Origin of the sequence: Bacillus sp. FSL W8-0640 (assembly GCF_038007725.1) — a bacterium.
Taxonomy (GTDB): Bacteria; Bacillota; Bacilli; order Bacillales; family Bacillaceae_G; genus Bacillus_A; species Bacillus_A cereus.
In genome coordinates, this window is record NZ_JBBOXT010000001.1 from 4,599,596 (window position 1) to 4,622,723 (window position 23,128).

Consider the following 23,128-nt stretch of genomic DNA (forward strand, 5'->3'; position numbering starts at 1 on the left):
GTTATTAGGTCTATTTAGTAGTTTCTTCATTTCTAGCGGAATGCTATTACAGCATGTACTTCCCTATTCTCCTTCTATTAGCTGGATCCTAGGTTTTATTTGTTTCCTATCCGCTTCTTATTTTGCTACGAAGAATACAAACAACTCATAAAGCAAGAATCATCTTAAGGAGGATTATCAAACATGCCAGCCTTAAAAAAAATAGAGCAATCACTCAATCACTTATTCCAAATTGAAAAATACGGAAAAGATAGTGCCTTTAGTCGATTTATCCCAGCCGTATATGATCCTATCAAATTTCCTTGGCAACAATTTTTCGAAGCAAATTTTGTAGATTTATTTAACGGCCTTATGATGCACGGATCTGAAAATGTAAACAAAGTATTTTTAGCTGTATTCCCTACAGATGACGTTCTCGAAACATTCATTTCACAATCCACACCTGGTGATTTACTCTTTATGCACCATCCCCTTGTAATGGAGTGTGGTGATCCGCTTGGAAGATCAGGTCGCGGTTTCATACCAATTCCTGAAAAATATTTGCAAGGAATAAAAGAAAAACAACTTTCTATATATACATGTCATGTACCAATGGATTTTCATCAAACGCATGGAACGAGTATTTCAATTGCAAAAGCATTAAACGCTACTGTAGTGGACGACTTTGCATATGGAGGTCCAGAACAAGAACCAATTGGCCTTATTTGTGAAATAGATGAAACATCAACAGAAGCACTCCAAAAACATCTAAAACAACTCTTCCAGATTCCTTACACAGACTTCGAAGGTAAACGACATGATTCCATTAAAAAAATCGCAATTATCGCTGGGTGTGGCGATGTTGTATCTTTAATGAAGGAAGCAGAAGAAAAAGGTGCTGAAGCATATATTACAGGAGAAATCCACTGCCATATCGACAATGATTACGGCCGACATAAATACTCGCTCATTATGGATTATGTAAAAGAAACGAATATGTCTCTAATTGGTGTGTCACACTCTGCCTCTGAATATTTAGTGAAAGAGACATTGATGTATGAGTGGTTTAAAGAAAATTTTGATGTGGATGTTATTTTGCTTCCGCAGGAGAAATGGTGGCTCTAACGCTATCATTTTTTAAATTTATATACACAATACAATCGACCACAGAAAAATAGAGAAATGTGAAAGCACCACCTGTACCAACGTAAATGCTTTCGTTGTGCCGGAAAACGAACCTACTGGTAGCACCGAGTTTACTGACGCTACCAGTATTACAGCATGAATATATATTCTATTTTTCTAATCACTGACATATAGCAATTCATTTCATAAAAAAAAGACCCGAGATTCGGGTCAACAAATAGAAATATAAATGAACTACAACAAATAACAGACAAAGCCATTATATATTTTTCATAGTAAAACATCCATTATTTTCTTTTTACACTATCAATATATTATTTTTCGTTATCGTCCTCTTTTTTAGAACGTCTACCTAAGAAGAACACAAAAGCATTACTTCCAAATAAGTGATGTTTTTTCTATTTAATGCAGTGGTAACATAACCTCAACCGTTGTTCCAACCCCAACTTCACTTTCAAAACTCATTTTACCATTGTGGTCTTTAATAATTTTTTCTGTAACTACTAAACCTAGACCAGTTCCTGTTTCTTTCGTTGTATAAAAGGCTTCATTTAACTTTGGAATTTTATCTTTTGGAATACCACATCCCTCATCTTTCACTTGAACGATGATTCCATCTTTTACAGTAACTTTAATCGTAATTGTTCCTCCAACTGACATTGCTTCAATTGCATTTTTGATTAAATTAAAAAAGACCTGTTTTAATCGTTTTTCATCACATGTAATGGACGGTAAGTCTTTACTGTAAATACCTTGTATGTGGACTCCTTGTTTTAAAGCAGGCTTTTCCATAACTCGAATAACATAAGAGATAATTTCTTGTATGTTATGAGTTTCTGATTCTAGTGATTTAGATTTCTCAAATCCACTAAGTTCTGTAGCAATTATATGAATCCGATCTACTTCTTGTTTCATAATATCACTATAAATTTTATCCTCTGGATGCTTGTCGGCTTGTTTATTCACAAGTTTTTTTAAGTTTGCTAAAGGTCTTCTAATCTTATAACCAATAACCGTTGCCATTTTTCCAACAGCTGCTAGTTTTTCTGTTTGTTTTATTTCTTTGTCCATCATCTCAAGCGTACGAACGTAAGACTGAACCCTCAAAAATATAATCCAACATATAATAGTAAATACACTATATAATGCCATTGGGATTAAAACGAGAGAAGATTGAATAATGATTCCTGTAAGAGCGTACTTCCCGACAAGTATCGCTGGAACTAACCAGAAATATCTTTTGTTCACAAAGATTGGTGCGAACAAAATAAAAAATACTTCTACTATATTTCCACCGTCAAATTCCGCATCGCTACCATAATAAATCATAATGTTATGGATACAATCTAATACATTATAGCCAATTAGAATAATATACTTTACCACAAAAACATTCTTCCATTTCATAAAGTATATTCCACTGCAAAACAATACTACCGTCAAAAAGTAAAGCCATAAACCTAAACCATCTTCAAACTTTCCTACGCCTTCTTGCTCTCCCGCGATTAAAGGTACGATAAATTCATAGGCAAGATCATACACAAAAAATATAATAAAAAATAAACTTAAAAATACTTTCAATGCCTTTATTTCTTCATTTTTAAATATATAGCCTTTATTCATATGGTAACTCCTAGCTTTTCTTCCACTTGGATTTCAGTATTTCCACACTTCCTTGGGAGAATGATGTCTATTCTCGTTCCAGTATCTCTTTCACTTGAAATATGCAGCTCACCAAGGTGCTCGGCGACAATTCGATTCGCTACCGTAAGTCCCAGACCAATTTTATCTTGTTTCGTTGTATAAAAGGCTTCTGTAACACGGGTTAAGTTTTCTTGCTTAATACCATGACCATTATCGATTACGCTGATTATTACATATTCTTTCCCTTTATTCTCTAATTGCAAATGTAATATGCCACCTTGTTCCATTGCCTCTAAAGCATTTTTTATCGTATATAAAAAGACTCCTCTTATTTTTCGTTCATCACATTCAACTTCTATTGTTTTTTCTTCCACATTAGAAATAAACTGCACGTTTAATTCATTCATTTTTCCGCGAAGACTTGTTATTACTTGTAATACAATTTTTCCTACATCATGTTTCTTATAAATAGAAGGTTTGCATGTAGCAACTTCCATCAACTCACTTATCATATTATTCATATTTTCTATTTCAAAAATCATACGTTTATAAATAGGATCCTCTTCATGCTTCTCTCGTTGTAATTGCGTAAATCCTTTTAATGAAGCCAGTGGATTTTTAATTTCATGTCCAACAGTCGCTGCCATTTTTCCGATTACTGCTAATTTTTGTGATTCACTAGCAATCGCAATACTTTCCTTTACGGCTGAAAGATATTGTAAAAATCGATTTAAAATGATATATGCAACTATTAACATAAGTGTACACATAATAAGGAACATAAATGCTTTTATTTCCTCTAATACAAATAAATAAATTAAATATTTTCCTACAATAGAGGAAAGCAAAAACACATAAAATTTTTTATTTAAAAATATGGGTACAAAGAAAATGAGAATAATTTCTATTATATTTGTCGCATCAAACGCCGCCTTATTATAAAAAATATACGAAACTATATTAGCGATTTCTATCCCTATGTATGCAAATATCCATGCATATTTAACAAGGTTTGCCTTCTCTTTTTTCAGTAAATATATATTCACGCATAGTATTGCTACTCCGCAAATAACTTGCCATATTATGTTGTATCCCTTATCCATTATTGATTTATCTTCTAATACGATTGCATAGAAAATTTGATATACAATAACAATGACATATAACACCCATAAAAGGAGTTTTGCATTCCTTTCTTCTTCTTTATATGATAGAAAACTTTCTTTCACTTCAACACCCCTTCAAAATAACATCTCAAAGAATACCATTTATTATAATAAATGATTTTCATAGACAAACAAAGATAAATCGAACATTTGAGGAAAATCGTACCAAAAATGCAATATATTTAGACTATATACAGAGCATAAAATCTATGATCATTAATACGTATATTATGGAGGATGTTTTATATAGACGGCCTAAAAAGTAAAACAAAGCTTTTAGAATGGAGCCTATTGATAGAACAGGGGGAGTTTTATGTTTGTTACTGTCGAGAAAGATGTGCATATTTTTGTGCAAGACGTTAATCCTGGTCCAGGTAGTAAGACTGTTTTCTTCGTTCACGGATGGCCTTTAAATCATCAAATGTATCAATATCAACTCAATGTTTTACCAGAGCATGGCTTTCGTTGTATCGCCATGGATATACGAGGGAATGGGCAATCTGATAAGCCATGGACTGGTTACACGTATGATCGATTAGCCGATGATATCGCAATTGTTCTAGAAGCACTCCAAGTAGAGAACGCTACATTAGTCGGTTTCTCAGTTGGTGGTGCTCTTTCTATTCGCTATATGTCTCGCTATCATGGGCGCCGCATTTCTAAGCTCGCATTAATTGACGCTGTCTCCCCCTCTTTCGTTAAAAATCAAGAGTCCCCTTACGGTGTACCGAAAGAACAAGCAGATGCTCTCATTAATCAAATGTATGCTAATTTACCAAAATTTTTAAATGACGTATCTTTATCCTTTTTCAATAGAAACTTAGGGGCTGCAACCCTTGAATGGTTTTCTTATCTCGGTATGCAGTCCGCTTCTTATGCCCTTATCAAAATTTTACAAGCAGCTGCAAATGAAGATGTAACGAAAGATTTAAATAAAATTAACGTCCCAACAAAAATCTTCCACGGCGTTCACGACCAACTAATTCCTTACAAAAGTGCTGAGCTTACGCAACAACGAATTAAAAATTCTCAGTTACATGCTCTTACAAATAGTGGTCATGGTTCACCAATCGATCAAGCGGATGAATTAAATAAAGAACTGATAAAATTTTTACATGCATAACAACTGCAATACAAGAACGAAAGTTAATATAATAGATTTTTTCACAAAACATAAAATTCACATATTTCTCACAAATACACAAATAAAACGATTACATTTTCATATATACTAAATGTACAGGTAATACTCCCTAAACCCAGCTTGTCTGGTTACCCCGTTAAATACTATGAAAAAAGAACTTGTATCGTTATACAAGTTCTTTTTGTTTCTTTTATTTAAAGAGGATATCTGTACTATATTGATTTCCAACGAGTAAATCATATTGGAGCATTTTATATTGCTCTAACATTTCTTTTTGTTTCTTTGTTAAATCATTGATTACTTCTCCATTTTTATCAACTTTTAATTCATCTCTAAGCACTGGTATTTCCTTGTAAAGTTCTGATAAAAATTGATAAAATAAGGATTTATTTAATCCTGCATAATCAAAAATAAGATTAGAAAAATGAATTGGGCTTACTAAACCTAAATTATCATTTGGCATATCAAAGTTTGCATACATTAATAGCGGCGTTTGCGCCATCGCTAAACGTTCACTCGGTGTTTTTTCATTCGTTATATACCCGTTTTCTTTATAAAAAGATTTATTTGTTCCTAGTGATGGAAGATGATCTCCAAAGAATACTAATAATGTAGGTCTATCTAAATTATCTAGTTGCTCTATTAAATATTGAAGTGCCTCATCTGAACGTCTTAACCCTTCTGTATACGTCTCTAATTCTCCCTTTGATTCTTCATTTTCTAGCCCGCTAATTTCTATTAGGTTTTCACCAAATCGGCCCTCTGTAAATGGAAAATGATTTTGCATCGTAACTGCATGAATAAATGTAGGCTGTTTTTGTTCCTCTAACTCAGCAATTATCTCTTTACTCATCGCTAAATCACTAATATAATCTCCATCAATATCCACATTTTTCATCGTGTCCTCTGCATTAAACTTATCAAATCCTAACACCTTATATACATCATCACGTTTAAAGAATGTGCGACCAAATGAATGAATTGCACTTGTGTAATACCCTTCTTTTTTCAACGCCGTAGGGATTGATGGAATTTCTTTCTTATTTGTAATAACCTGCTGATATGGTATAGAACCTGGCTTTAACAAACTCATTGAATAACTTGTTAATGCCTCAAATTCAACGTTCGCTGTATTTCCCCCAAATGTAGGAGAAATAGTTTGTCCCCCAGGAAAGTTTTCTATATAATGATGCAAATTTGGTACAGGATCTTCACTAAAAGAAAGGTTGGTTACTTTCGTCGGATCCCAAAACGATTCACTCATTACAAAAATAATATTCGGTTTCTCTTTTTTCTTTTGATTCCCTATATTTCCACTATATTGTTTTTTTATATCGTTTGCTATTTGAAGCATATTTTCTTTAGAATAATTTTTTGGTTTTTCCATAACTGTTGTATCTAAATTGCTAATAAACCCCAGTACAAAACCATTTGAAGCATAGTTCTCATTTTGATTCCACAAAACAAAATCTACACCTGATTTTTGAAATACTTTATTCATAAATGTATTCGCAAAATTACCGTACGCATATAGAACAAAAATAGATCCTACTACTAATAAGGCTCTTATTCCTAGATGAATCTTTACATTTTGAATATACCTTCTCATATATATCCCTGCTACAATACAAGCTACGATACTTACGATAATGACAAAAATATAACTCCAACTAAAATAGTCCATCACCATCGGTATAACAGATTGCATATGCGTAATTTGTGTGAAATCAGAAGGATATAACGGATCACCTCTGAAAATAAGCTTCAAATAATTCACAATACATAAAATGACTAACGTACAGCTCGTTAAAACCATACTTAGAAAAACCTTACCTATTAAATTATATACAAGAATATATATTGCATAAATTACTACAAAACTTAATATAAACTGCATATTATAAAAGTAAATCCAATTCATTGCCTCTATGAAACTCATATTAACTTGCATGACAATATAAAATAACGCTACTGTATGAGCTAATAAAAGTAATATAAAATGCACTCGCAGGGATGCTCTAAGTATAGACATCTCTTTTTTATTGAAATGCGTAATATAAAACGTTATGCCCCATATGAAAATCATCATAACACTTAAAACAAGCTTTTGATTTAAATGATCTTTCATCATGTCTAAATTAAAAACCTTTAAAATCATAAACAGCATAGTTATTACTAATAAAGTCACCATACTACTTATAATGCTAGAAATTAATATATTTCTTTTTGGAAGATGAAAAAGTGTAGAACCATACTTCAATTCATTCCCTCGTTTCTATGTCTTAATTTCCCCCGCATCGAAAGAACTATTTCTATTAAAATAACATATATTACATATTTCGTCTGCATACTTGCTTCTACCATAAATGTATTGTCTTAATATTCCCTTAATCAACAGTTAAATTGTGGTATACAAATTACTCATTCTTGAAAAACTTAATTTCAGCATTCCACTTTATGATATAATAACTATGTTTTGGAAATCCTTAATACTATTAAAGATTTCACATAAAAATACGAAAGAATTAATAAAAAAGGAGTTGCTCATTTTTGCTTACTAAGTTTAAGAGTTTGCCTAAAGCGGTATATGCAATTTTGGCGCTTTCTTTCCTGTTGCACGTTTTTTGTTTAGTAAAACAGCCAGGATTAGATGGAGAGTTAGTCAAAGTAACATATGGTGCAAATGATGCCTTTAACTATTCGTTAACAGCTGAACAACTATTAAAACATGGTGTATTTGGTTATGTGTATTTAGAACCTAGTGAAGTTCCAGGGAAAAATGCATATATTACACCAGGTCAGCCATTACTATTAGCTGGCGCTATGATTATTTCTGATATTACATCAATTCCTTACTATTACGTAGCAACTGTTATTAACATGATCATGAACCTTTGCACAGTGCTATTAGTATTCTTAATAGGAAAAGAATTGTTCGAAAAAAACATTTATGGAATTGTTGCAAGTATTTTATATGCTATTTATCCAAGTAACTATACATACTTCCGTACATTGCTAACAGAAGTTCCATCCATATTCTTATTGGCGTTATGTGTATATGTATTTGTTCTCGCATGGAAATACAATAAAGTGAAATTCCATATATGGTTTGGAATTGTCGTTTCAATTTTACTTATGTTCCGTCCAAATCCAGCTCCAATGATGCTCATTCCTGTTCTTGTTGTGTTATTTACATATGGATTTAAAGAATCCATTCGAATCGGATTGTTATGGTTTATCGGACCTTTCTTTATTATTGGCGCATGGGTTGTTCGTAACTACTTAGCACTCAACCAATTTATTTTATTCTCAACCCAAGGTGCAGATCCACTAATTGCCGGTGCAGATCCATTTAATAAAATTGGATATGAAAATATAGTAAATGAAATGAGAGCTAAAGGCTTAGATGACAAAGGTGCATACGCAAAAGAATTAATTAAGAACGGATTTAAGACGGACTTCACTTATTGGTTCTCTTGGTTCACTGTCGGTAAAACAATTGAATTATTCAAAACAGCTCCTGCTGTAGACCAATATCGTATTCACAACTTTATGCAACTATGTCATAGAGTGTTTATCATCGGTACATTCTTGAGCAGCTTCTGCTTCATGCTAAATTCATTTAAACATAAACGCGTTATGATGCTAGTAGCAAGTTCAATTATTTACATTATCTTCTCAAACTTATTCTTAGCAATTAATCGCTATGGATTTTTCATTAATCCTCTTATGTGCTTAATTCTTGCATACGGATTAATTCACATTGTGCAGAAGCTTCCATTCTTCCGCACTAATCAAGCATAATAAGAAAGAGGTCGTCCACCGTTGGACGACCTCTTTCTTATTCCCCCACACTTTACACACGGCCAATTTGTCCATTCTGTAATCACACTTTAATTCCGTATGTATGTGTGTCTGTATTTGTCAAAATATCTTTCACAACACCACTCACTGTTTTACGTATAAATGCAAGTTTTTTACAACTATTACTATAACGAAAAGAGAAAATGATTAGTATGTGTATTATATAAAAGGAAGCAGCCATATTTTCCATACGATACATACGAGCACTATAACTACAAAATCAAAAAAATCTAATCTCGGTCCTTTTTCATATTCATATGTAGCCACATATGAAACCATTTTATTTTTGTATATTTATGGATGTTTTTCTTTGCAAATCGGTAAATAAGCATTTGCATAATAAAAAATCCGGCCACAAAAATAAATAATAAGATGAGAAATCCAATCACAAAATTCCTCCTATTTTTGTAGCGTTTTTTCTACTATCCGATTTTTCAAAACCCACTCTTCAAACTGGGCACTTCCAAATTCCCAACTAAGATCGCGAGCATGTACAGAAAAAACGTAATAACCGGCATATTCGTCCATAAACCTACCTAACTCTACATCGTCTTTCTGAATACCGTATACTCCAAAATTAAAATACACATCCCATACGTCTTCATTCTTCCTCTTATAAGCGATCGATTCCATATCACATTCTGTCCCGAAATAATCAAGATGTAAATGTACGCTATCATCGTATTCGTACTCCATTTTATCACCCCTTATATTTGTACTTCTTTACCACCCAAAAAATTCCTGCTATCTACACTCACATATGGGCACTTACCTACATATCATGCTTGTAGAGTGACTTCTAGGAGGTGTTATATAGTGAAAAAATTAATCGCGATTTTTTGCATCATGTTACTAGCTGTTTTTACTTTTGCTGCTTGTAGTAGTAAAAAAGAAAGTACGAAAGAACAAACTCAAAACATTCGCGTTGGCGAAGTTACCCATTCTCTCTTCTATGCCCCATTATATGTCGGGATTGAAAAAGGATTTTTTAAAGATGAAGGACTAAATATTGACCTACAAACAACAGCTGGTGGCGATAAAACGATGACCGCCCTATTATCTGGCGGAATTGATATTGCTCTCGTCGGTTCTGAAACGTCTATTTACGTTCATCAACAAGGAGCGAAAGACCCTGTCATTAACTTTGCACAGCTTACACAAACAGATGGGACATTTTTAGTTTCACGTAAAAAACTAGACTCTTTTAATTGGAATGACGTAAAAGGTGTTACATTTTTAGGACAGCGTAAAGGCGGCATGCCGCAAATGGTTGGGGAATACGTTTTAAAGAAAAATGGCATTGATCCTCGGAAAGATACGAACTTAATTCAAAATATCGAATTTGCTAATATTGCAAATGCCTTTGCATCTGGTACAGGAGAGTTTGTGCAGCTCTTTGAACCGACTGCAAGCATATTCGAAAAAGAAGGTAAAGGTTATATCGTCGCTTCATTCGGAAATGAATCTGGTACTGTTCCTTATACAACGTTCATGGCAAAAGAAAGTTTCTTAAAGAAAGATAAAGCTGCTGCTGAAAAGTTCACACGTGCGCTCTATAAAGCACAGCAATGGGTTGATACACATAGTCCAGAAGAGATTGCTGATGCTGTTTCTCCGCTATTTAAAGACACTTCGAAAGACATTACAGTAAAAGTAATTGAACGGTATAAAAAACAACATTCTTATGCGACAAATCCACTACTAGATGCGGAAGAATGGAAACAGCTCCAAACGATTATGAAAGATGCTGGTGAATTACAAAAAGAAGTCCCACATGAAGCGCTCGTCAATACAAAAATTGCCGAAAGCGTTATTAAGAAATAGAGGCGAAGTGTATGAGTTTTTTACAAATACGTAACGTTTCTCACTGTTTTTTCGCAAAAGAGAATGCCAAACTTATTCTCGAAGATATGAGCTTACAAGTGGAAGAAGGCGAATTTATTTCTATACTCGGCCCAAGTGGTTGCGGTAAAACAACGCTCCTCTCAATCATTGCTGGACTACTTGATCCAATTGATGGTATCGTCTTTTTAGATGGTGAACCAATTACAACGAAAACTTCATCTATGGGATATATGTTGCAGCAAGATTACTTATTCCCGTGGAAAACAATTGAAGAAAATATTATGCTTGGACTTCATATTCGAAAGATTTATGATGAACAGATGAAAGAACATACTTTAAATCTTTTAAAACAAGTCGGTCTACATGGGGTAGAAGGACAATATCCTCGTGAACTATCCGGCGGTATGCGTCAACGTGCTGCTCTCGTTCGAACGTTAGCAACTGATCCGAAAATTTTATTACTAGATGAACCATTCTCCGCACTCGATTATCAAACGAAATTAAAACTAGAAGAACTCGTTTTCAACTTACTAAATAAATATAAGAAAACATCACTACTTGTTACTCACGATATTGAAGAGGCGATTGCGATGAGTGATCGTATTTATTTACTGCAAGCGAATCCTGGAAAAATCGCAAAAACCTTTATCGTCCCGGAAAGTATCCGTTCTTTATCACCGTTAGAAGCACGCCATCACTACGATTTCCCAGCCCTCTTTCAAGATATATGGAAGGAGCTGGAACGACTTGGATAATATAAAACAACTACATGAACAATTTCGAAAGAAAGAACGCAGGCGTGCTTGGATTGCTCGCTCATTACAGCTTTTACTACTTATTCTTTTCTTTGCACTATGGGAAATAGCTAGCAAAAAAGAATGGATCGATCCTTTACTCTTTAGTTCTCCTTCGAGTATTTGGGATCTCTTCTTAACGAAATGGATCGACGGTTCACTTTGGGTCCACATATGGACGACATTGCTGGAAACAGGAGTAGGCTTCATTCTCGGAACGGTACTCGGTGCTATTATTGCCACATTTCTTTGGTGGATGCCACTTCTAGCCCGCGTACTTGATCCTTACCTCGTCGTCCTAAATGCAATGCCAAAAGTTGCACTCGGTCCAATCATCATCGTTATTTTCGGTCCAAACATTTCATCTTCTATCGCAATGGGAGTAATCATTTCCATCATCATTACCATTCTCGTTATTTACAGTGCATTTCAAGAAGTCGATTCTAACTATATAAAAGTGATGGACACATTTGGCGCAAATAAATGGCAATGTTATAAGCAAGTCGTTCTCCCTGCATCCTTTCCAGCAATTATCTCAACGTTAAAAGTAAATGTTGGTTTATCCTGGGTCGGTGTTATTTTCGGAGAACTTCTCGTTTCCAAACAAGGACTTGGCTACTTAATTAGCTACGGATTCCAAGTCTTTAACTTCACACTCGTCTTACTTAGCGTACTACTCACATGTGTTCTTGCAACTCTTATGTATGTATTTGTTGAGGCATTTGAAAAAATTCTAATTGGAAAAAGAAAAAGAAGCTGACTCAAAACAGTGCGCTATAGTCAGCTTCTTTCTTTTACCTTTTATCACACATTTTCGTTTCATTTGTAATGTTTCCATCCGCAACCGTAACTGTATGGAAACAGTCTTTCACACGTACTGTAACGACATTATCTTTTCGATCTATCACATGATAATCATTAAACTTTTCATTCAAAGCACTACGAATTTGCTCCCCTTCAAAAATCGGAAAACCGTGAGACATTACCCAAATGAGACCAGCAACAGCAAGAATCGTTTTCATACGTTTCATTACCTCCTCGAGAGTAAACTTATAGTCCCTACAACACGCGCATTATAATTGTGTCTAAATTGTGACATTTTTATACTAATTCTATTTTATACCGCAAGTTCCTTCTTCTTTTTAATAAAAATACAGAATTTTCAATTTTATCAACATAAAAAAACGCAAAGAATTAAAAATTCTTCACGCTTTTCTTTAACGAAACTATATCGAAAGCATACCTCACATTAGTCTCCACTTTGTTGTTCTATCGTTTTTGAAACATCATATAATCCCGACAGCACTTCCGCTCTCATTTTTACAAGCTCAGGGAACTGATAGAAGAAAGCAATTTTTTTATATTTTAACTCTGTTCCTTCTTTCACCTTTTTTGAATCTTGTAAAATGAACGCTGTAAATGTATCTGCGATATCCTCCGTTACATTTGTTGTTCCATACAGCGATACAAAATCATCATGCTTTTCTTTATAAAATTCAATTTGTGCCTCTTCACTTTCTTCTACTTTCTTTTCTGTCCACTCTTGCTCAATTGGTTTCCAAAATTCATTATAAAATTGGTTAATATACGAAGTTTTTCTCGCACATCCATTTTTCAAGAACACCGTGTTACATTTATTTCGATATGATGAAATGTCTTTCTCTTCATCAAACGCCTCTAAATATTTCCTATCCACTGGTACTTGTTTATGCCCAATCGTTAATACGTGAGCCGTTTCATGAATTAATGTTTTCATCACTTCATCTATATTCACCCCAGAATCGAGCACGTCTAAACTAAGCAACCAATCTCTCGGGTCATCCATACTTGGCATGACATGGGCAACAACGCCGTCATAACCATCCGTTATTAAATCCAACCCTGTTATATTCTCACGATATTTCACTGGAATGAGAGTGCGATACATGTCCCATAACGTTTCATGATACTCTCTATCTTGCCGCTGGCTTAACAAATCATCTTTTGCTACTTTGTCATCTGCAAAAACTTTATTCAATCTCTTACGATCCAATTTCTCAAAATAAGGATCTACAATTTCATCATCATCGATATAATAAGAAGCTAAAAAGAAGTAATTGTCATCCTCTTCTTTTTTCTGTTCCGCCTCTTTCATATTCAAACTTTCATACTCTTCTATGTCATAATCCTCTACTTTTTCAAGTTCTGAAAGTCCCTCTATCTTTTTATATACTTTTTGTAATGTTTTATCTCCTATTTGCGTGCACTCTTCTTCTGTTTTACAAATTTCTTTTTCATTCGTAACCTCGATAGCACTCTCGCATCCTGCAACTAAACTGCTTGCTATAATACAACACACTAACTTGCCATACAGTTTCTTCATACAATCCCCCATTATTCCATTCTACAAAATATCATAATCATTTTTTTACGAATATGCGATAATTAATTATAAAAACTGCAAGGAGGCTTCCCATGATTCGTGCAATCTTATTCGACTTAGATGGAACACTATTAGATCGGCGCCAATCTTTAGAACAATTTATTTGTGAGCAATATAATCGCTTCGCCTCACATTTGAAGAGCATAGAGAAATCAAAGTATTGTTCTCGATTTCTTGAACTCGATAATAATGGCTATACGTGGAAGGATAAAGTATATGCTACTCTCCTTTCCGAATACAACATTACTACTTTAACGCAAGAACAACTACTACACGACTATATTACAAACTTCCAACATCATTGTATTCCTTTCAAAAACACGCATGAACTACTTCAACAGTTAAAACAGCGAAACATTAAAATTGGTATTATTACAAATGGTTTTACTGAATTTCAGATGAGCAACCTTCGAGCACTACATATACATACGTATACAAACACCATTCTCGTTTCAGAAGCTGAAGGAATTAAAAAACCTCATCCTGAAATTTTCGAACGTGCTTTGCAAAGACTAGATGTGAAGGCAGAAGAATGTCTTTATGTTGGAGATCATCCAGAAAACGATGTGCTTGGTTCTGAACAAGTAGGGATTCTTGGTGTTTGGAAAAAAGATTCGTTTTGGGGGAATTTTAAGCATTCACGTATCGTAGATGATTTGTTGGAGGTGCTTTCGTTTTTAGAGGTGGAGGTATCAACACAATAATAACAAATAAATTATATCAGCGATTTTCACAATATATCAATTCACCAACCAAAAGTAACAATAATAAGAGGAGGCGTTTTTCACAAACTGGTATTATCCCCTATAGGTAGACAGTAAAAAAAGAGTCCATCTGATATGATGGACTCAATACTGTTTTATCTGGAGGGGATTTTTTTATGGCAAGAAAAGGACAATCATTTCAAAAATATACAGAAGAACTAAAGCGAGAAGCAGTTCGTCTTCGATTAGAAGAGAGAAAATCATTGCGAGAAATTCGTGAACAACTCGGTGTGAAGAGCGATGCCCAGATTATTGAGTGGGTAAAACGTGCGCAACAAGGGGAGTCCTTTGATGATCAACGTGATGTCTGGAATCGAAAGAATTTTAATAGTCTAGAAGAAGAAAATGCTTATTTGAAGGCACAGGTTGAGTATTTAAAAAAGCGCAATCCAAATCTACACGGGAAGGAATGGTCCTAAAGAAAGAACGATTTTCTCTTATCGATTCATTACGCCAAGCCTATCCACTCCGATGGTTGCTTCAAATCGCGGAAGTTTCTAAGGCTGGCTACTATAAATGGCGGAAATATCATAACGTGCAGCGTTTACGTCAGAAAAGGGATATGTGGCATAAAGAACATATTTTATCTATTCATCGTCAGCACCCTTACTATGGGTATAAACGTATGACTCGTGCTTTGGCTCGAGAAGGAATGGTAATGAATCATAAACGTGTTCGTCGTCTTATGAGAGAGCTGGGTATTCAATCTATCATTCGAAAAAAACGTCCGTTTTATGGAAGAAAAACATCTGTGGTATTTAAAAATCATTTGAATCGAGAGTTTCAAGCTGAAAAGCAAAATCAAAAATTCGTAACAGATATTACTTATGTACGAATCGGAGAACAATTTGCCTATTTGTCAGCTGTGTTAGATTTATACAACAATGAAATTGTTGCCTGGAAGCTATCTTCAAGAAATGATTTAGATTTGGTTTTAACTACATTACGTCAATTAGAAGGGAAGTCATTAACTACTAAGCCCCTTTTCCATTCAGATCAAGGGTTTCAATATACATCTAAATCCTACGCAAAACAGTTAGAGAAATTAGGATTTGTCGGTAGTCATTCTAGACGTGGAAACTGTTTTGATAATGCGTGTATCGAATCATTCTTCTCACATTTAAAAACAGAGAAGTTGTATTTAGTGTGCCCAAAAACATATGAAATGGCCTACCGAGCAATTCAAGAATATATTCAGTTTTATAATACAGAAAGATTCCAAGAAAAACTTCACGGCCTTTCCCCGATAGAATATCGGGAAAAGGCCGTGGCATAATACTCTTTTTATTTCTGTCTACTTGACAGGGAGATGACCAAACGCCTCCTCTTATTATTCATACACTGTAAACTGAGGTTTACTCGGATGATCTTTTACTAGCGCATCATCTGGAAACTTTGAAACTTTTTGATATACGGCAATGTCACCGATACAACCTCCTGTTAGTAGAATTCCTAAAAATGAGAGTGGCTCCAGATTCATAGCTAATCCCAATACAATTGGCAAAATTCCAGTTGGTAAAAACGGAAGCATTAACACTTTCTTCATTTGCTTTACTGTAACCGCCTGTTTAGAATGAGCATATGCAACACCTAATTTCCAATTAACGCCCCATTTTAGTTCACTCCACGGAACACCTCCGATATAGCGAAAGCCAATTAAATGTATCGCCTCATGAATACAAACGAGAACAATCATTGCGATAATAAAAAGAAACATCGTTAATAATGTAACTTCAACTTGAACCCCACCTGAAAGAAATATATGCAAATAACCAATTCCAAACGACAAAGCAATTATTATAAAAAATAAAGAAAAGTTTAATTTAACCATCGAAACAGTAACAGTCGTTTCTTTTCTTTTATCCATCTTCCCCTCCTAAAATGTAAATATATCTTTACAAAATTGTATAATATACCCAAAATAAATGTAAAGATATATTTACATTTATTCTTACATACAAAAAAAGAAACCGGCTACTTTACTTCGTAAAACAGCCGATTTCTTCTATATGTTTCATCGTACGCGCTAATACGTCATCGCGCATTATAAAGCTAAATTTTCTATTCGTTTTAATGTTGTCAGGAATGTCTTTTAATAAAACAGACCCTTTCGTTTCTTCGTAATGCGTATGTTCTTCTACCGCACTAATTGTTGCAAAATAAATGTTTTTAATGATTATTTTGTCTTTTCCAGATACTTTGTATTGTCCTAAGTAAGTTAAATCAGAAACTATGCCGCCGGTTTCTTCATGAACCTCTCGAACTGCCGCTTCTTCCGGTGTTTCCCCTAGTTCTACTTTACCACCTGGAAATTCAAGACCGCGACGTAAATGATGCGTTAATAACCATTGATCCCCGTACCGGCATACAACCCAAACATGCTTTGGCTCAGGAGAAAATGGATAACGTTCAAACGATAATTGTACAGTGTTGTGGTAATAATCTTTAAATTTGTACATGCCATTACTCCCCTATTGATGGTTACAAGTTTTTCCTACCACAAATTGTAGCATATTCTCGCTTTTCTGCATAATATTATCCAATTACAATCCATTGATTATTCCCATTTGCGCGACTAATTCTTTCGTCTCATGATTTCCTAAATCGTAAATCATTTTATATGCTTTTTGTAGTTGTTCATCATATCGGTCATTATTTGAATCGTGATGATACTCAACAAATGGAACGTGGGAGCGTACAAATGACCCTAAATCTTCTACATATGCTTGATCAAAGTGCTCTCTTAATTCCGTAATTTCCTCATCATTTGCGGAAATCTCAAAATTATACGTATCCGCCGTCTTCACTTGTGAAATTTGACCATTTCCTATTGATATATAATATGTTTTTTTCGTCTCCATGTAACACCCTTCTTTCATCCTTTTATTTTCTATTGTTTTCATCAATTACAAAATTATGTAAAATAAAGAAAAGGAGGGATTTTATGTTCAAAATATTAATTATCGGTATTATCATCGTCCTAATCATCCTCGTACTCTCCATCATGACAATTAATAAAGGCTATGCTTATAAACATTCCGTCGATAAACTAGAAGACAATCCTTATACAAAAAAGAATAAGGAGAATTCCTAATATGCTTCGTATACTTCGCATCATAGTAGCACTCACTGTGATCGTTATGTCGGCAATTGGATTATATACAGGTCAAAATAATTTTTTACCTCTTTCACAATTTCTATTAGGGGCTTTAATGTTTCTCATCGCATTTGAACAAATAAAGAAAAAGGAGGCAGCAACTGGATTTATTTGTATTATTGCCGGTGCTTTCATTTGGATAGTTCTCATTATTACCTACATAAAATAGAGGAGGTCTTTTATGCTAAAAGGGGGTCGGATTACTTTATCACTTATTGCCTTATCTATAGCAATCTATGGATTTTTTACTGGTAGTAGAGAAATAATGCCTTATATGTTCATCTTTTTAGGAGGTATGGCCCTCACCATAAGTTTAGAGGAAATATTAAAACGACAAACAGGAGGTAGTCTGCTCGCTCTACTAGCAGGGGCCGCTGCTTTATTTATTGGTTTCACAGAAATATTCTAGTAAATGGTCTAAAGGAGGCTATACAATGCTAACTCTAACTATATTACGGAGTTTTTTAGCATTTCTCATGCTTCTCTTACTCATTCTAAGCACTTATATCCATGTTACCGATAATTTTTCACTTCTCCCATACGTACAATTTATTCTCAGTTGTTTCTTTATTCTTCTAGGAATTAATGAATTGAAATCCGGACGAAAATCAATGAGTATCCCGTATTTTTTCGTTTCCAGTCTCATATTCTTCTTTTTAATATCAAACTACTTTCGTTATATGTAGAATGAAATTTTGACCAATTTAGCATTTATAATTATTTTCTCTCAGTAACTATTTCTTTCTACTTAAGGGGGATTCCATGTTAAAAAACATTCAAATTATAATCGCCACTATCGCTCTTTCTCTCGCCCTATTTAGCTTCTTTGCAAACTTCACTATTCTTTTACCTTACGTGTCTATCCTTTTAAGTATTATGTGTATCCTTTTTGGAATCGATGAAATAAAGAAGCAGCAAAAAACGAAAGCATTTGTTTATTTTCTCTGTTCTGCCTTTGTTTTATATGTTGGAGTGTCTAGTATACTTTCATAAAAAAAGAACATGTTCGCTCTTAATAAAATAAAAAACTGCCCTTTCACAGGCAGTTTTTCTTTTTATCCAAAAACTTTCTCAAGTTCATCTTTATCTTGGCTTAACCAGAAGTTCATTAAGCGTTGTGCTCCTTCTAAGTCGTGAAGCTTCGCTTGACCACATTGCGTTTCATTTGCAGCCGGAATTTCTGTAATTTGAACCGCATCTTTTAATGTTAGTTCTAATAAATCAATGATTTCTCGTACTGTCGGTGTTCCGCTTACTACAAGATAATATCCTGTTTGGCAGCCCATCGGTGAAATATCGATAATATCAAAGTGCGGATAACGATCAATATATTTACGTAAATTAAATGCTAATAAATGCTCTAACGTATGAATAACATCTGGTTTCATTGCTTGTTTATTCGGTTGGCAGAAACGAATATCGAATTTATTTACAATACCGTCACTACCTACATTGTGAACTCCGCAATGTCTTACATAAGGTGCCTTTACAATCGTATGATCTAATTCAAAGCTTTCTACTGATGGCATACAACATCTCTCCCGCTTTTAATTTAATTCCGTTATATCCAATATGATATAACGGAAATGCACATTAGTAAAGTATTATGTACAGTCGTGCTATAATACTTTAAGAATATGCTGAAAAGGAGACCGTTATGAAACAGATTTTTATTGGGATTATACGCTTTTATCAAAAGTTCATTTCTCCGATGACGCCACCAACATGTCGTTTTTATCCAACTTGTTCTCATTACGGATTAGAGGCGTTTCAAAAACATGGTGCACTCAAAGGCTTTTGGCTTACTTGTAAGCGTATATTAAAATGTCACCCTTTCCACCCGGGAGGATTTGATCCTGTCCCAGATAAAAAGGATGACAAAGTAAATTCTTAATTGTCGTAACCATTCACAACTAAATCTAATTTTCCTGTATCAGGATCTATAACAAGACCGTGAACAGGTACTTCTTCCGGAAGTAATGGGTGGTTGCGAAGTACTGATACGCTATGTTCTACACTTTCTTCCACACTAGAGAAACCGCGCAAGAATTGTTCTAAATCGATTCCAGAATAACGAAGCATATCTAATTTCTCTTCTGTTATACCGCGTTCTTTCATTCTCTCAATCGTACTGCTTGCTTGAATTTTTGCCATACCACAATCATGGTGACCAACTACACATACTTCATCAGCGCCAAGTTCGTATACAGCGACTAAAATACTACGCATAATACTTCCAAATGGATGTGAAATAACAGCGCCTGCTACTTTAATAATTTTCACATCACCGTTACGCATATTCATCGCTTTCGGTAATAGTTCAACAAGTCGTGTATCCATACAAGAAATAATTACCATTTTTTTGTTTGGAAATTTCCCCGCTACAAACTCTTCATATTTTTTCTCTTCAACAAATTTCTCATTGTACTGCAAAATCTCTTCTAATGACTTCATAGTAAAGGACCCTCTTTTCTCTCGTTTACACTACATAAATAGTGTACCAAAATATGAAAAACTCAAAAAGGATATCGCTTTATAGTAAAAATAAGATATTTTCAGATAATCGACATAATTCTTTCAAAATATACACACATCTTTGTAACAAGTTTCACATACTTTAAACGTATTTTCACTATAAACTGATTGTAGATAATGTAAAAAAGGAGTGAATATTTATTATGTCCGACGTTCTGTTACTGAGTCGTTTTCAATTTGCAATTACTATTTTTTATCACTTTTTATTTGTACCTTTGACAATCGGACTTGTCATTTTAGTAGCATGTATGGAAACTCAATACGCCCGCACATTGAATCCAACATACCGTAAAATGGCAAATTTTTGGGGTAAATTATTTACAATTAACTTCGTAATGGGGATTATAACCGGGATTACGATGGAATTCCAATTTGGAACAAACTGGTCTGAGTACTCCAAATATATGGGAGACATTTTCGGATCCCCTCTCGCAATCGAAGCACTTGTTGCCTTCTTCTTAGAATCTACTTTCATGGGAATATGGTTATTCGGTAAAGACAAAATTTCACCAAAGTTTCGTGCCTTCTGTATGTGGATGGTTGCACTTGGAACAAACATTTCCGCCCTTTGGATTATTACAGCAAACGGCTTTATGCAAAACCCTGTTGGATACGTCGTGCGTAACGGCCGCGCTGAATTAAATGATTTCTGGGCACTCGTTACGAATCCATACGCTTGGAACATGTTCTTCCATACTGTAGTTGGTTGTTATATCGTAGGTGCTTTCTTCGTTATGGCAATTAGTGCTTATCACTTATTACGTAAAAATGAAGTAGAATTCTTCAAAAAATCATTTAAGTTTGGTTTAATGTTAGGCTTATTCGCCGCAACAATTACACCGTTTATGGGACATCAATCTGGTGTATCAGCAGCTAAATATCAACCCGCAAAAGGTGCTGCGATGGAAGCAGTTTGGGAAACTGGAAAAGGACAAGGTTTCTCAATTGTTCAAATTCCTGATGTAAAAAATGAGAAGAACTTTGAATTCCTTACGATTCCAAAACTCGGAAGCTTCTTCTACACAAATTCATTTAATGGCGAAATTGTTGGTTTAAAAGATATTCCGAAAGATGAACGTCCAAATGTTAACCTCGTGTATTATAGCTTCCGCTTAATGGTTGCACTCGGCATGTTCTTTATGGCATTAACTTGGTATGGCTTCTATTTAAACCGAAAAGGAAAACTAGAAAACTCAAAACGTTATTTGAAAATTACAATATGGTCTGTCTTACTTCCTTATATCGCAATTAACGCAGGATGGATTGTCGCTGAAGTAGGTCGTCAACCATGGACAGTATATAAACTAATGCGTACAGCAGAATCTGTATCACCTATATCTGTCCCGCAAATTTGGTTCTCATTAATTAGTTTAATTTTATTCTACACTTTACTTTTAATCGCAGACGTATACTTAATGCTGAAGTTCGCGAAAAAAGGACCTGCCGCATTAGAAGAACCTGCTACTGAGGGAGGTGTAGCTCATGTCTCATGATATGCTTGCAATCATCTGGTTCGGTTTATGGGGCGTGATTTGGACAGTTTACTTCATTCTTGACGGGTATGCACTTGGTAACGGAATGATTTTTCCTTTCGTTACGAAAGATCGACAAGAACGAAATCAATTACAAGAAGCAATTGGCCCGTTCTGGGGCGGTAATGAAGTATGGTTAATTACAGCTGGTGGCGCAACATTTGCTGCCTTCCCAGTCACATATGCTAATATGTTTAGTTATTTATATACACCGTTATTCTTAGTATTACTTGCACTATTTGCTCGTGCCGCTGGACTGGAATTCATGCATAAAGATGATTCACCAATTTGGCAAAAAACTTGTAAATGGGCATTTGCAATTGGCAGTTTCCTAATCGCCTTCTTATTCGGTGTTACGTTCGCTAATCTTTATTACGGACTACAAATCGGAAAAAATGGCTATGAAGGAAATTTACTTAGCTTACTAAACCATTACGGTATATTAGGTGGTCTTTTCTTCACTGCTATATTTGTCGTATCCGGTGCCCTTTGGGTCATGATTAAAACGACTGGTGAAGTATCTGATCGTGCTTATAAAATCGCAAGACCATTTTCAATGGCAGCTGCTATTATTTTAGCTATCTTCTATGTAGCAACTGCTAATCGGACAAACTTATTCCAAAACTTTACGGAATATCCGGTACTATTCATTCTTCCAGTACTTGCAATGCTAATGAGTGTACTCGCACTTATTATGGTGTACAAACATAAAATTGGCCTTGCATTCACATTCGTTTGCCTAACAATCGCAATGTTTATGACAACTGGCTTTGCAGGTATGTTCCCAAGAATGTTACCATCTCGTATTAACGATGCATACAGTACAACGTTATACAACGCAGCTGGTAGTCAATTAAACTTAAAAATTATGTTCTTCGTTGCAATGGTCATGGTACCAATCGTTATTGGATATCAGCTTTGGAGCTACAGTATTTTTAAAAATAAAATTCATAAAGACTCTGCTAAAGGGTATCACTAAGGTAAAAAAAGACACTTCGTTTGAAGTGTCTTTTTTTGTACGTATGATTTTCGATAAGATGTTATATTTCTAATCTAACAACTATAATACAGAAGAATCATTAACAGCTCACAGCTAGAGTGTAACATACAACAAACATGTTACTTTATGCAATTTT

Annotated in this window: 26 protein-coding genes and 2 pseudogenes; 15 read left to right on the plus strand and 13 right to left on the minus strand. The window is 34.5% G+C overall.

The window, feature by feature from the left end; all coding sequences use genetic code 11:
• Nucleotides 1–183 precede the first annotated feature (183 nt).
• On the plus strand, nt 184–1,104 hold the full coding sequence (locus N2V80_RS23805) for a Nif3-like dinuclear metal center hexameric protein (RefSeq protein ID WP_061654616.1): 921 nt from the start codon (nt 184–186) through the stop codon (nt 1,102–1,104).
• Nucleotides 1,105–1,527: 423 nt separating this feature from the next.
• Here the strand turns inward: N2V80_RS23805 and N2V80_RS23810 are convergent, their stop codons facing one another.
• Both N2V80_RS23810 and N2V80_RS23815 read right to left on the minus strand, forming a co-directional pair.
• The gene (locus N2V80_RS23810; RefSeq protein ID WP_001032637.1) at nt 1,528–2,748 is read right to left on the minus strand and encodes an ATP-binding protein; all 1,221 of its coding nucleotides are present in this window, start codon (nt 2,746–2,748) and stop codon (nt 1,528–1,530) included.
• The gene (locus tag N2V80_RS23815) at nt 2,745–3,998 is read right to left on the minus strand and encodes an ATP-binding protein (protein WP_061654617.1); all 1,254 of its coding nucleotides are present in this window, start codon (nt 3,996–3,998) and stop codon (nt 2,745–2,747) included. The genes N2V80_RS23810 and N2V80_RS23815 overlap by 4 nt, the downstream gene beginning before the upstream one ends.
• 250 nt (nt 3,999–4,248) lie before the next feature.
• Between N2V80_RS23815 and N2V80_RS23820 the strand changes: the two genes are divergently transcribed.
• On the plus strand, nt 4,249–5,058 hold the full coding sequence (locus tag N2V80_RS23820; protein WP_000498275.1) for an alpha/beta fold hydrolase: 810 nt from the start codon (nt 4,249–4,251) through the stop codon (nt 5,056–5,058).
• 211 nt (nt 5,059–5,269) lie between these two features.
• Here N2V80_RS23820 and N2V80_RS23825 read toward each other — a convergent pair whose 3' ends face one another.
• The gene (locus N2V80_RS23825; protein WP_061654618.1) at nt 5,270–7,339 is read right to left on the minus strand and encodes an LTA synthase family protein; all 2,070 of its coding nucleotides are present in this window, start codon (nt 7,337–7,339) and stop codon (nt 5,270–5,272) included.
• 290 nt (nt 7,340–7,629) lie between these two features.
• On the opposite strand from N2V80_RS23825, the gene N2V80_RS23830 reads away from it, so the two are divergent.
• The gene (locus tag N2V80_RS23830) at nt 7,630–8,883 is read left to right on the plus strand and encodes a glycosyltransferase family 39 protein (RefSeq protein ID WP_000956220.1); all 1,254 of its coding nucleotides are present in this window, start codon (nt 7,630–7,632) and stop codon (nt 8,881–8,883) included.
• Nucleotides 8,884–8,965: 82 nt separating this feature from the next.
• Here the strand turns inward: N2V80_RS23830 and N2V80_RS23835 are convergent.
• From N2V80_RS23835 to N2V80_RS23845, 3 genes and pseudogenes are all read right to left on the minus strand, one after another.
• Nucleotides 8,966–9,037, minus strand: a pseudogene (locus tag N2V80_RS23835) (DUF2196 domain-containing protein); the annotation flags it as partial.
• A gap of 65 nt (nt 9,038–9,102) precedes the next feature.
• Nucleotides 9,103–9,332, minus strand: a pseudogene (locus N2V80_RS23840) (hypothetical protein).
• A 10-nt stretch (nt 9,333–9,342) separates the two neighbouring features.
• Nucleotides 9,343–9,639, minus strand: coding sequence for a DUF3986 family protein (locus tag N2V80_RS23845; RefSeq protein ID WP_000455580.1), 297 nt, complete (start codon nt 9,637–9,639; stop codon nt 9,343–9,345).
• Nucleotides 9,640–9,759: 120 nt separating this feature from the next.
• On the opposite strand from N2V80_RS23845, the gene N2V80_RS23850 reads away from it, so the two are divergent.
• From N2V80_RS23850 to N2V80_RS23860, 3 genes are read left to right on the plus strand one after another with little or no spacing between them, the layout of a single operon-like run.
• Nucleotides 9,760–10,767: an ABC transporter substrate-binding protein gene (locus tag N2V80_RS23850; RefSeq protein ID WP_000733151.1), complete on the plus strand. Its 1,008-nt coding sequence runs from the start codon at nt 9,760–9,762 to the stop codon at nt 10,765–10,767.
• A gap of 11 nt (nt 10,768–10,778) precedes the next feature.
• Complete coding sequence (locus N2V80_RS23855; RefSeq protein WP_000009025.1) at nt 10,779–11,543, plus strand: ABC transporter ATP-binding protein; 765 nt, start codon at nt 10,779–10,781, stop codon at nt 11,541–11,543.
• Nucleotides 11,536–12,342 (plus strand): ABC transporter permease, encoded by an 807-nt coding sequence (locus N2V80_RS23860; protein WP_000368771.1) that lies wholly within the window; start codon nt 11,536–11,538, stop codon nt 12,340–12,342. Before N2V80_RS23855 ends, N2V80_RS23860 begins: the two co-directional genes overlap by 8 nt.
• 34 nt (nt 12,343–12,376) lie before the next feature.
• Here the strand turns inward: N2V80_RS23860 and N2V80_RS23865 are convergent, their stop codons facing one another.
• Both N2V80_RS23865 and N2V80_RS23870 read right to left on the minus strand, forming a co-directional pair.
• On the minus strand, nt 12,377–12,604 hold the full coding sequence (locus N2V80_RS23865) for a hypothetical protein (RefSeq protein WP_000849112.1): 228 nt from the start codon (nt 12,602–12,604) through the stop codon (nt 12,377–12,379).
• Nucleotides 12,605–12,831: 227 nt separating this feature from the next.
• Nucleotides 12,832–13,944, minus strand: coding sequence for a hypothetical protein (locus N2V80_RS23870; protein ID WP_061654619.1), 1,113 nt, complete (start codon nt 13,942–13,944; stop codon nt 12,832–12,834).
• Between the two features lie 92 nt (nt 13,945–14,036).
• Between N2V80_RS23870 and N2V80_RS23875 the strand changes: the two genes are divergently transcribed.
• Both N2V80_RS23875 and N2V80_RS23880 read left to right on the plus strand, forming a co-directional pair.
• Nucleotides 14,037–14,708 carry an HAD family hydrolase gene (locus tag N2V80_RS23875; RefSeq protein WP_000617256.1) on the plus strand — a complete coding sequence of 224 codons (672 nt, stop codon included), beginning with the start codon at nt 14,037–14,039 and terminating at the stop codon, nt 14,706–14,708.
• 176 nt (nt 14,709–14,884) lie between these two features.
• Nucleotides 14,885–16,044, plus strand: a protein-coding gene (locus N2V80_RS23880) for an IS3-like element ISBth8 family transposase (RefSeq protein WP_340980746.1) whose coding sequence is annotated in 2 segments (ribosomal slippage) — nt 14,885–15,143 and nt 15,143–16,044 — 1,161 coding nt in all. Because the reading frame shifts where the segments join, the coding sequence is not laid out codon by codon here.
• Nucleotides 16,045–16,098: 54 nt separating this feature from the next.
• On the opposite strand, the gene N2V80_RS23885 is transcribed toward N2V80_RS23880, so the two are convergent.
• The 3 genes from N2V80_RS23885 to N2V80_RS23895 form a co-directional block, all read right to left on the minus strand.
• A complete protein-coding gene (locus tag N2V80_RS23885) occupies nt 16,099–16,635 on the minus strand; it encodes a DUF3267 domain-containing protein (protein ID WP_000361289.1) in 537 nt (178 codons plus the stop codon).
• A gap of 112 nt (nt 16,636–16,747) precedes the next feature.
• Nucleotides 16,748–17,227 (minus strand): antimutator 8-oxo-(dGTP/GTP)ase, encoded by a 480-nt coding sequence (gene mutTA, locus N2V80_RS23890; RefSeq protein WP_000276385.1) that lies wholly within the window; start codon nt 17,225–17,227, stop codon nt 16,748–16,750.
• 84 nt (nt 17,228–17,311) lie between these two features.
• Nucleotides 17,312–17,629, minus strand: a complete 318-nt coding sequence (locus N2V80_RS23895) for a hypothetical protein (RefSeq protein WP_000448409.1) — start codon at nt 17,627–17,629, stop codon at nt 17,312–17,314.
• Between the two features lie 83 nt (nt 17,630–17,712).
• Here N2V80_RS23895 and ytzI point away from each other — a divergent pair, with 83 nt between their 5' ends.
• The 4 genes from ytzI to N2V80_RS23915 all read left to right on the plus strand — a co-directional run bounded on the left by ytzI (nt 17,713) and on the right by N2V80_RS23915 (nt 18,918).
• Complete coding sequence (gene ytzI, locus N2V80_RS23900; RefSeq protein ID WP_000472791.1) at nt 17,713–17,862, plus strand: YtzI protein; 150 nt, start codon at nt 17,713–17,715, stop codon at nt 17,860–17,862.
• A 1-nt stretch (nt 17,863) separates the two neighbouring features.
• The gene (locus tag N2V80_RS23905) at nt 17,864–18,094 is read left to right on the plus strand and encodes a DUF3953 domain-containing protein (RefSeq protein WP_000944456.1); all 231 of its coding nucleotides are present in this window, start codon (nt 17,864–17,866) and stop codon (nt 18,092–18,094) included.
• A gap of 12 nt (nt 18,095–18,106) precedes the next feature.
• On the plus strand, nt 18,107–18,334 hold the full coding sequence (locus N2V80_RS23910; RefSeq protein WP_000911652.1) for a DUF3953 domain-containing protein: 228 nt from the start codon (nt 18,107–18,109) through the stop codon (nt 18,332–18,334).
• A gap of 353 nt (nt 18,335–18,687) precedes the next feature.
• Nucleotides 18,688–18,918, plus strand: a complete 231-nt coding sequence (locus N2V80_RS23915; RefSeq protein ID WP_000916673.1) for a YczI family protein — start codon at nt 18,688–18,690, stop codon at nt 18,916–18,918.
• 62 nt (nt 18,919–18,980) lie between these two features.
• Here N2V80_RS23915 and luxS read toward each other — a convergent pair whose 3' ends face one another.
• Nucleotides 18,981–19,454 (minus strand): S-ribosylhomocysteine lyase LuxS, encoded by a 474-nt coding sequence (gene luxS / locus N2V80_RS23920; RefSeq protein WP_001141371.1) that lies wholly within the window; start codon nt 19,452–19,454, stop codon nt 18,981–18,983.
• Nucleotides 19,455–19,582: 128 nt separating this feature from the next.
• On the opposite strand from luxS, the gene yidD reads away from it, so the two are divergent.
• Nucleotides 19,583–19,819 carry a membrane protein insertion efficiency factor YidD gene (gene yidD, locus N2V80_RS23925; protein ID WP_000809334.1) on the plus strand — a complete coding sequence of 79 codons (237 nt, stop codon included), beginning with the start codon at nt 19,583–19,585 and terminating at the stop codon, nt 19,817–19,819.
• On the opposite strand, the gene N2V80_RS23930 is transcribed toward yidD, so the two are convergent.
• The gene (locus tag N2V80_RS23930; protein WP_000838164.1) at nt 19,816–20,379 is read right to left on the minus strand and encodes a beta-class carbonic anhydrase; all 564 of its coding nucleotides are present in this window, start codon (nt 20,377–20,379) and stop codon (nt 19,816–19,818) included. The genes yidD and N2V80_RS23930 overlap by 4 nt on opposite strands.
• Before the next feature lie 224 nt (nt 20,380–20,603).
• On the opposite strand from N2V80_RS23930, the gene cydA reads away from it, so the two are divergent.
• Both cydA and cydB read left to right on the plus strand, forming a co-directional pair.
• Nucleotides 20,604–21,953 carry a cytochrome ubiquinol oxidase subunit I gene (gene cydA / locus N2V80_RS23935; RefSeq protein WP_001286194.1) on the plus strand — a complete coding sequence of 450 codons (1,350 nt, stop codon included), beginning with the start codon at nt 20,604–20,606 and terminating at the stop codon, nt 21,951–21,953.
• Nucleotides 21,943–22,971 carry a cytochrome d ubiquinol oxidase subunit II gene (cydB, locus tag N2V80_RS23940; protein ID WP_000017662.1) on the plus strand — a complete coding sequence of 343 codons (1,029 nt, stop codon included), beginning with the start codon at nt 21,943–21,945 and terminating at the stop codon, nt 22,969–22,971. Before cydA ends, cydB begins: the two co-directional genes overlap by 11 nt.
• The last annotated feature ends 157 nt before the right edge of the window (nt 22,972–23,128 follow it).

Coding starts and splice junctions, on each gene's coding strand:
- N2V80_RS23805 (WP_061654616.1), top strand. CDS start 184: ATGCCAGCCTTAAAAAAAATAGAGCAATCACTCAATCACTTATTCCAA.
- N2V80_RS23810 (WP_001032637.1), bottom strand. CDS start 2,748: ATGAATAAAGGCTATATATTTAAAAATGAAGAAATAAAGGCATTGAAA.
- N2V80_RS23820 (WP_000498275.1), top strand. CDS start 4,249: ATGTTTGTTACTGTCGAGAAAGATGTGCATATTTTTGTGCAAGACGTT.
- N2V80_RS23845 (WP_000455580.1), bottom strand. CDS start 9,639: ATGGAGTACGAATACGATGATAGCGTACATTTACATCTTGATTATTTC.
- N2V80_RS23855 (WP_000009025.1), top strand. CDS start 10,779: ATGAGTTTTTTACAAATACGTAACGTTTCTCACTGTTTTTTCGCAAAA.
- N2V80_RS23865 (WP_000849112.1), bottom strand. CDS start 12,604: ATGAAAACGATTCTTGCTGTTGCTGGTCTCATTTGGGTAATGTCTCAC.
- N2V80_RS23870 (WP_061654619.1), bottom strand. CDS start 13,944: ATGAAGAAACTGTATGGCAAGTTAGTGTGTTGTATTATAGCAAGCAGT.
- N2V80_RS23875 (WP_000617256.1), top strand. CDS start 14,037: ATGATTCGTGCAATCTTATTCGACTTAGATGGAACACTATTAGATCGG.
- N2V80_RS23885 (WP_000361289.1), bottom strand. CDS start 16,635: ATGGATAAAAGAAAAGAAACGACTGTTACTGTTTCGATGGTTAAATTA.
- mutTA (WP_000276385.1), bottom strand. CDS start 17,227: ATGTACAAATTTAAAGATTATTACCACAACACTGTACAATTATCGTTT.
- N2V80_RS23895 (WP_000448409.1), bottom strand. CDS start 17,629: ATGGAGACGAAAAAAACATATTATATATCAATAGGAAATGGTCAAATT.
- ytzI (WP_000472791.1), top strand. CDS start 17,713: ATGTTCAAAATATTAATTATCGGTATTATCATCGTCCTAATCATCCTC.
- N2V80_RS23905 (WP_000944456.1), top strand. CDS start 17,864: ATGCTTCGTATACTTCGCATCATAGTAGCACTCACTGTGATCGTTATG.
- N2V80_RS23910 (WP_000911652.1), top strand. CDS start 18,107: ATGCTAAAAGGGGGTCGGATTACTTTATCACTTATTGCCTTATCTATA.
- N2V80_RS23915 (WP_000916673.1), top strand. CDS start 18,688: ATGTTAAAAAACATTCAAATTATAATCGCCACTATCGCTCTTTCTCTC.
- luxS (WP_001141371.1), bottom strand. CDS start 19,454: ATGCCATCAGTAGAAAGCTTTGAATTAGATCATACGATTGTAAAGGCA.
- yidD (WP_000809334.1), top strand. CDS start 19,583: ATGAAACAGATTTTTATTGGGATTATACGCTTTTATCAAAAGTTCATT.
- N2V80_RS23930 (WP_000838164.1), bottom strand. CDS start 20,379: ATGAAGTCATTAGAAGAGATTTTGCAGTACAATGAGAAATTTGTTGAA.
- cydA (WP_001286194.1), top strand. CDS start 20,604: ATGTCCGACGTTCTGTTACTGAGTCGTTTTCAATTTGCAATTACTATT.
- cydB (WP_000017662.1), top strand. CDS start 21,943: ATGTCTCATGATATGCTTGCAATCATCTGGTTCGGTTTATGGGGCGTG.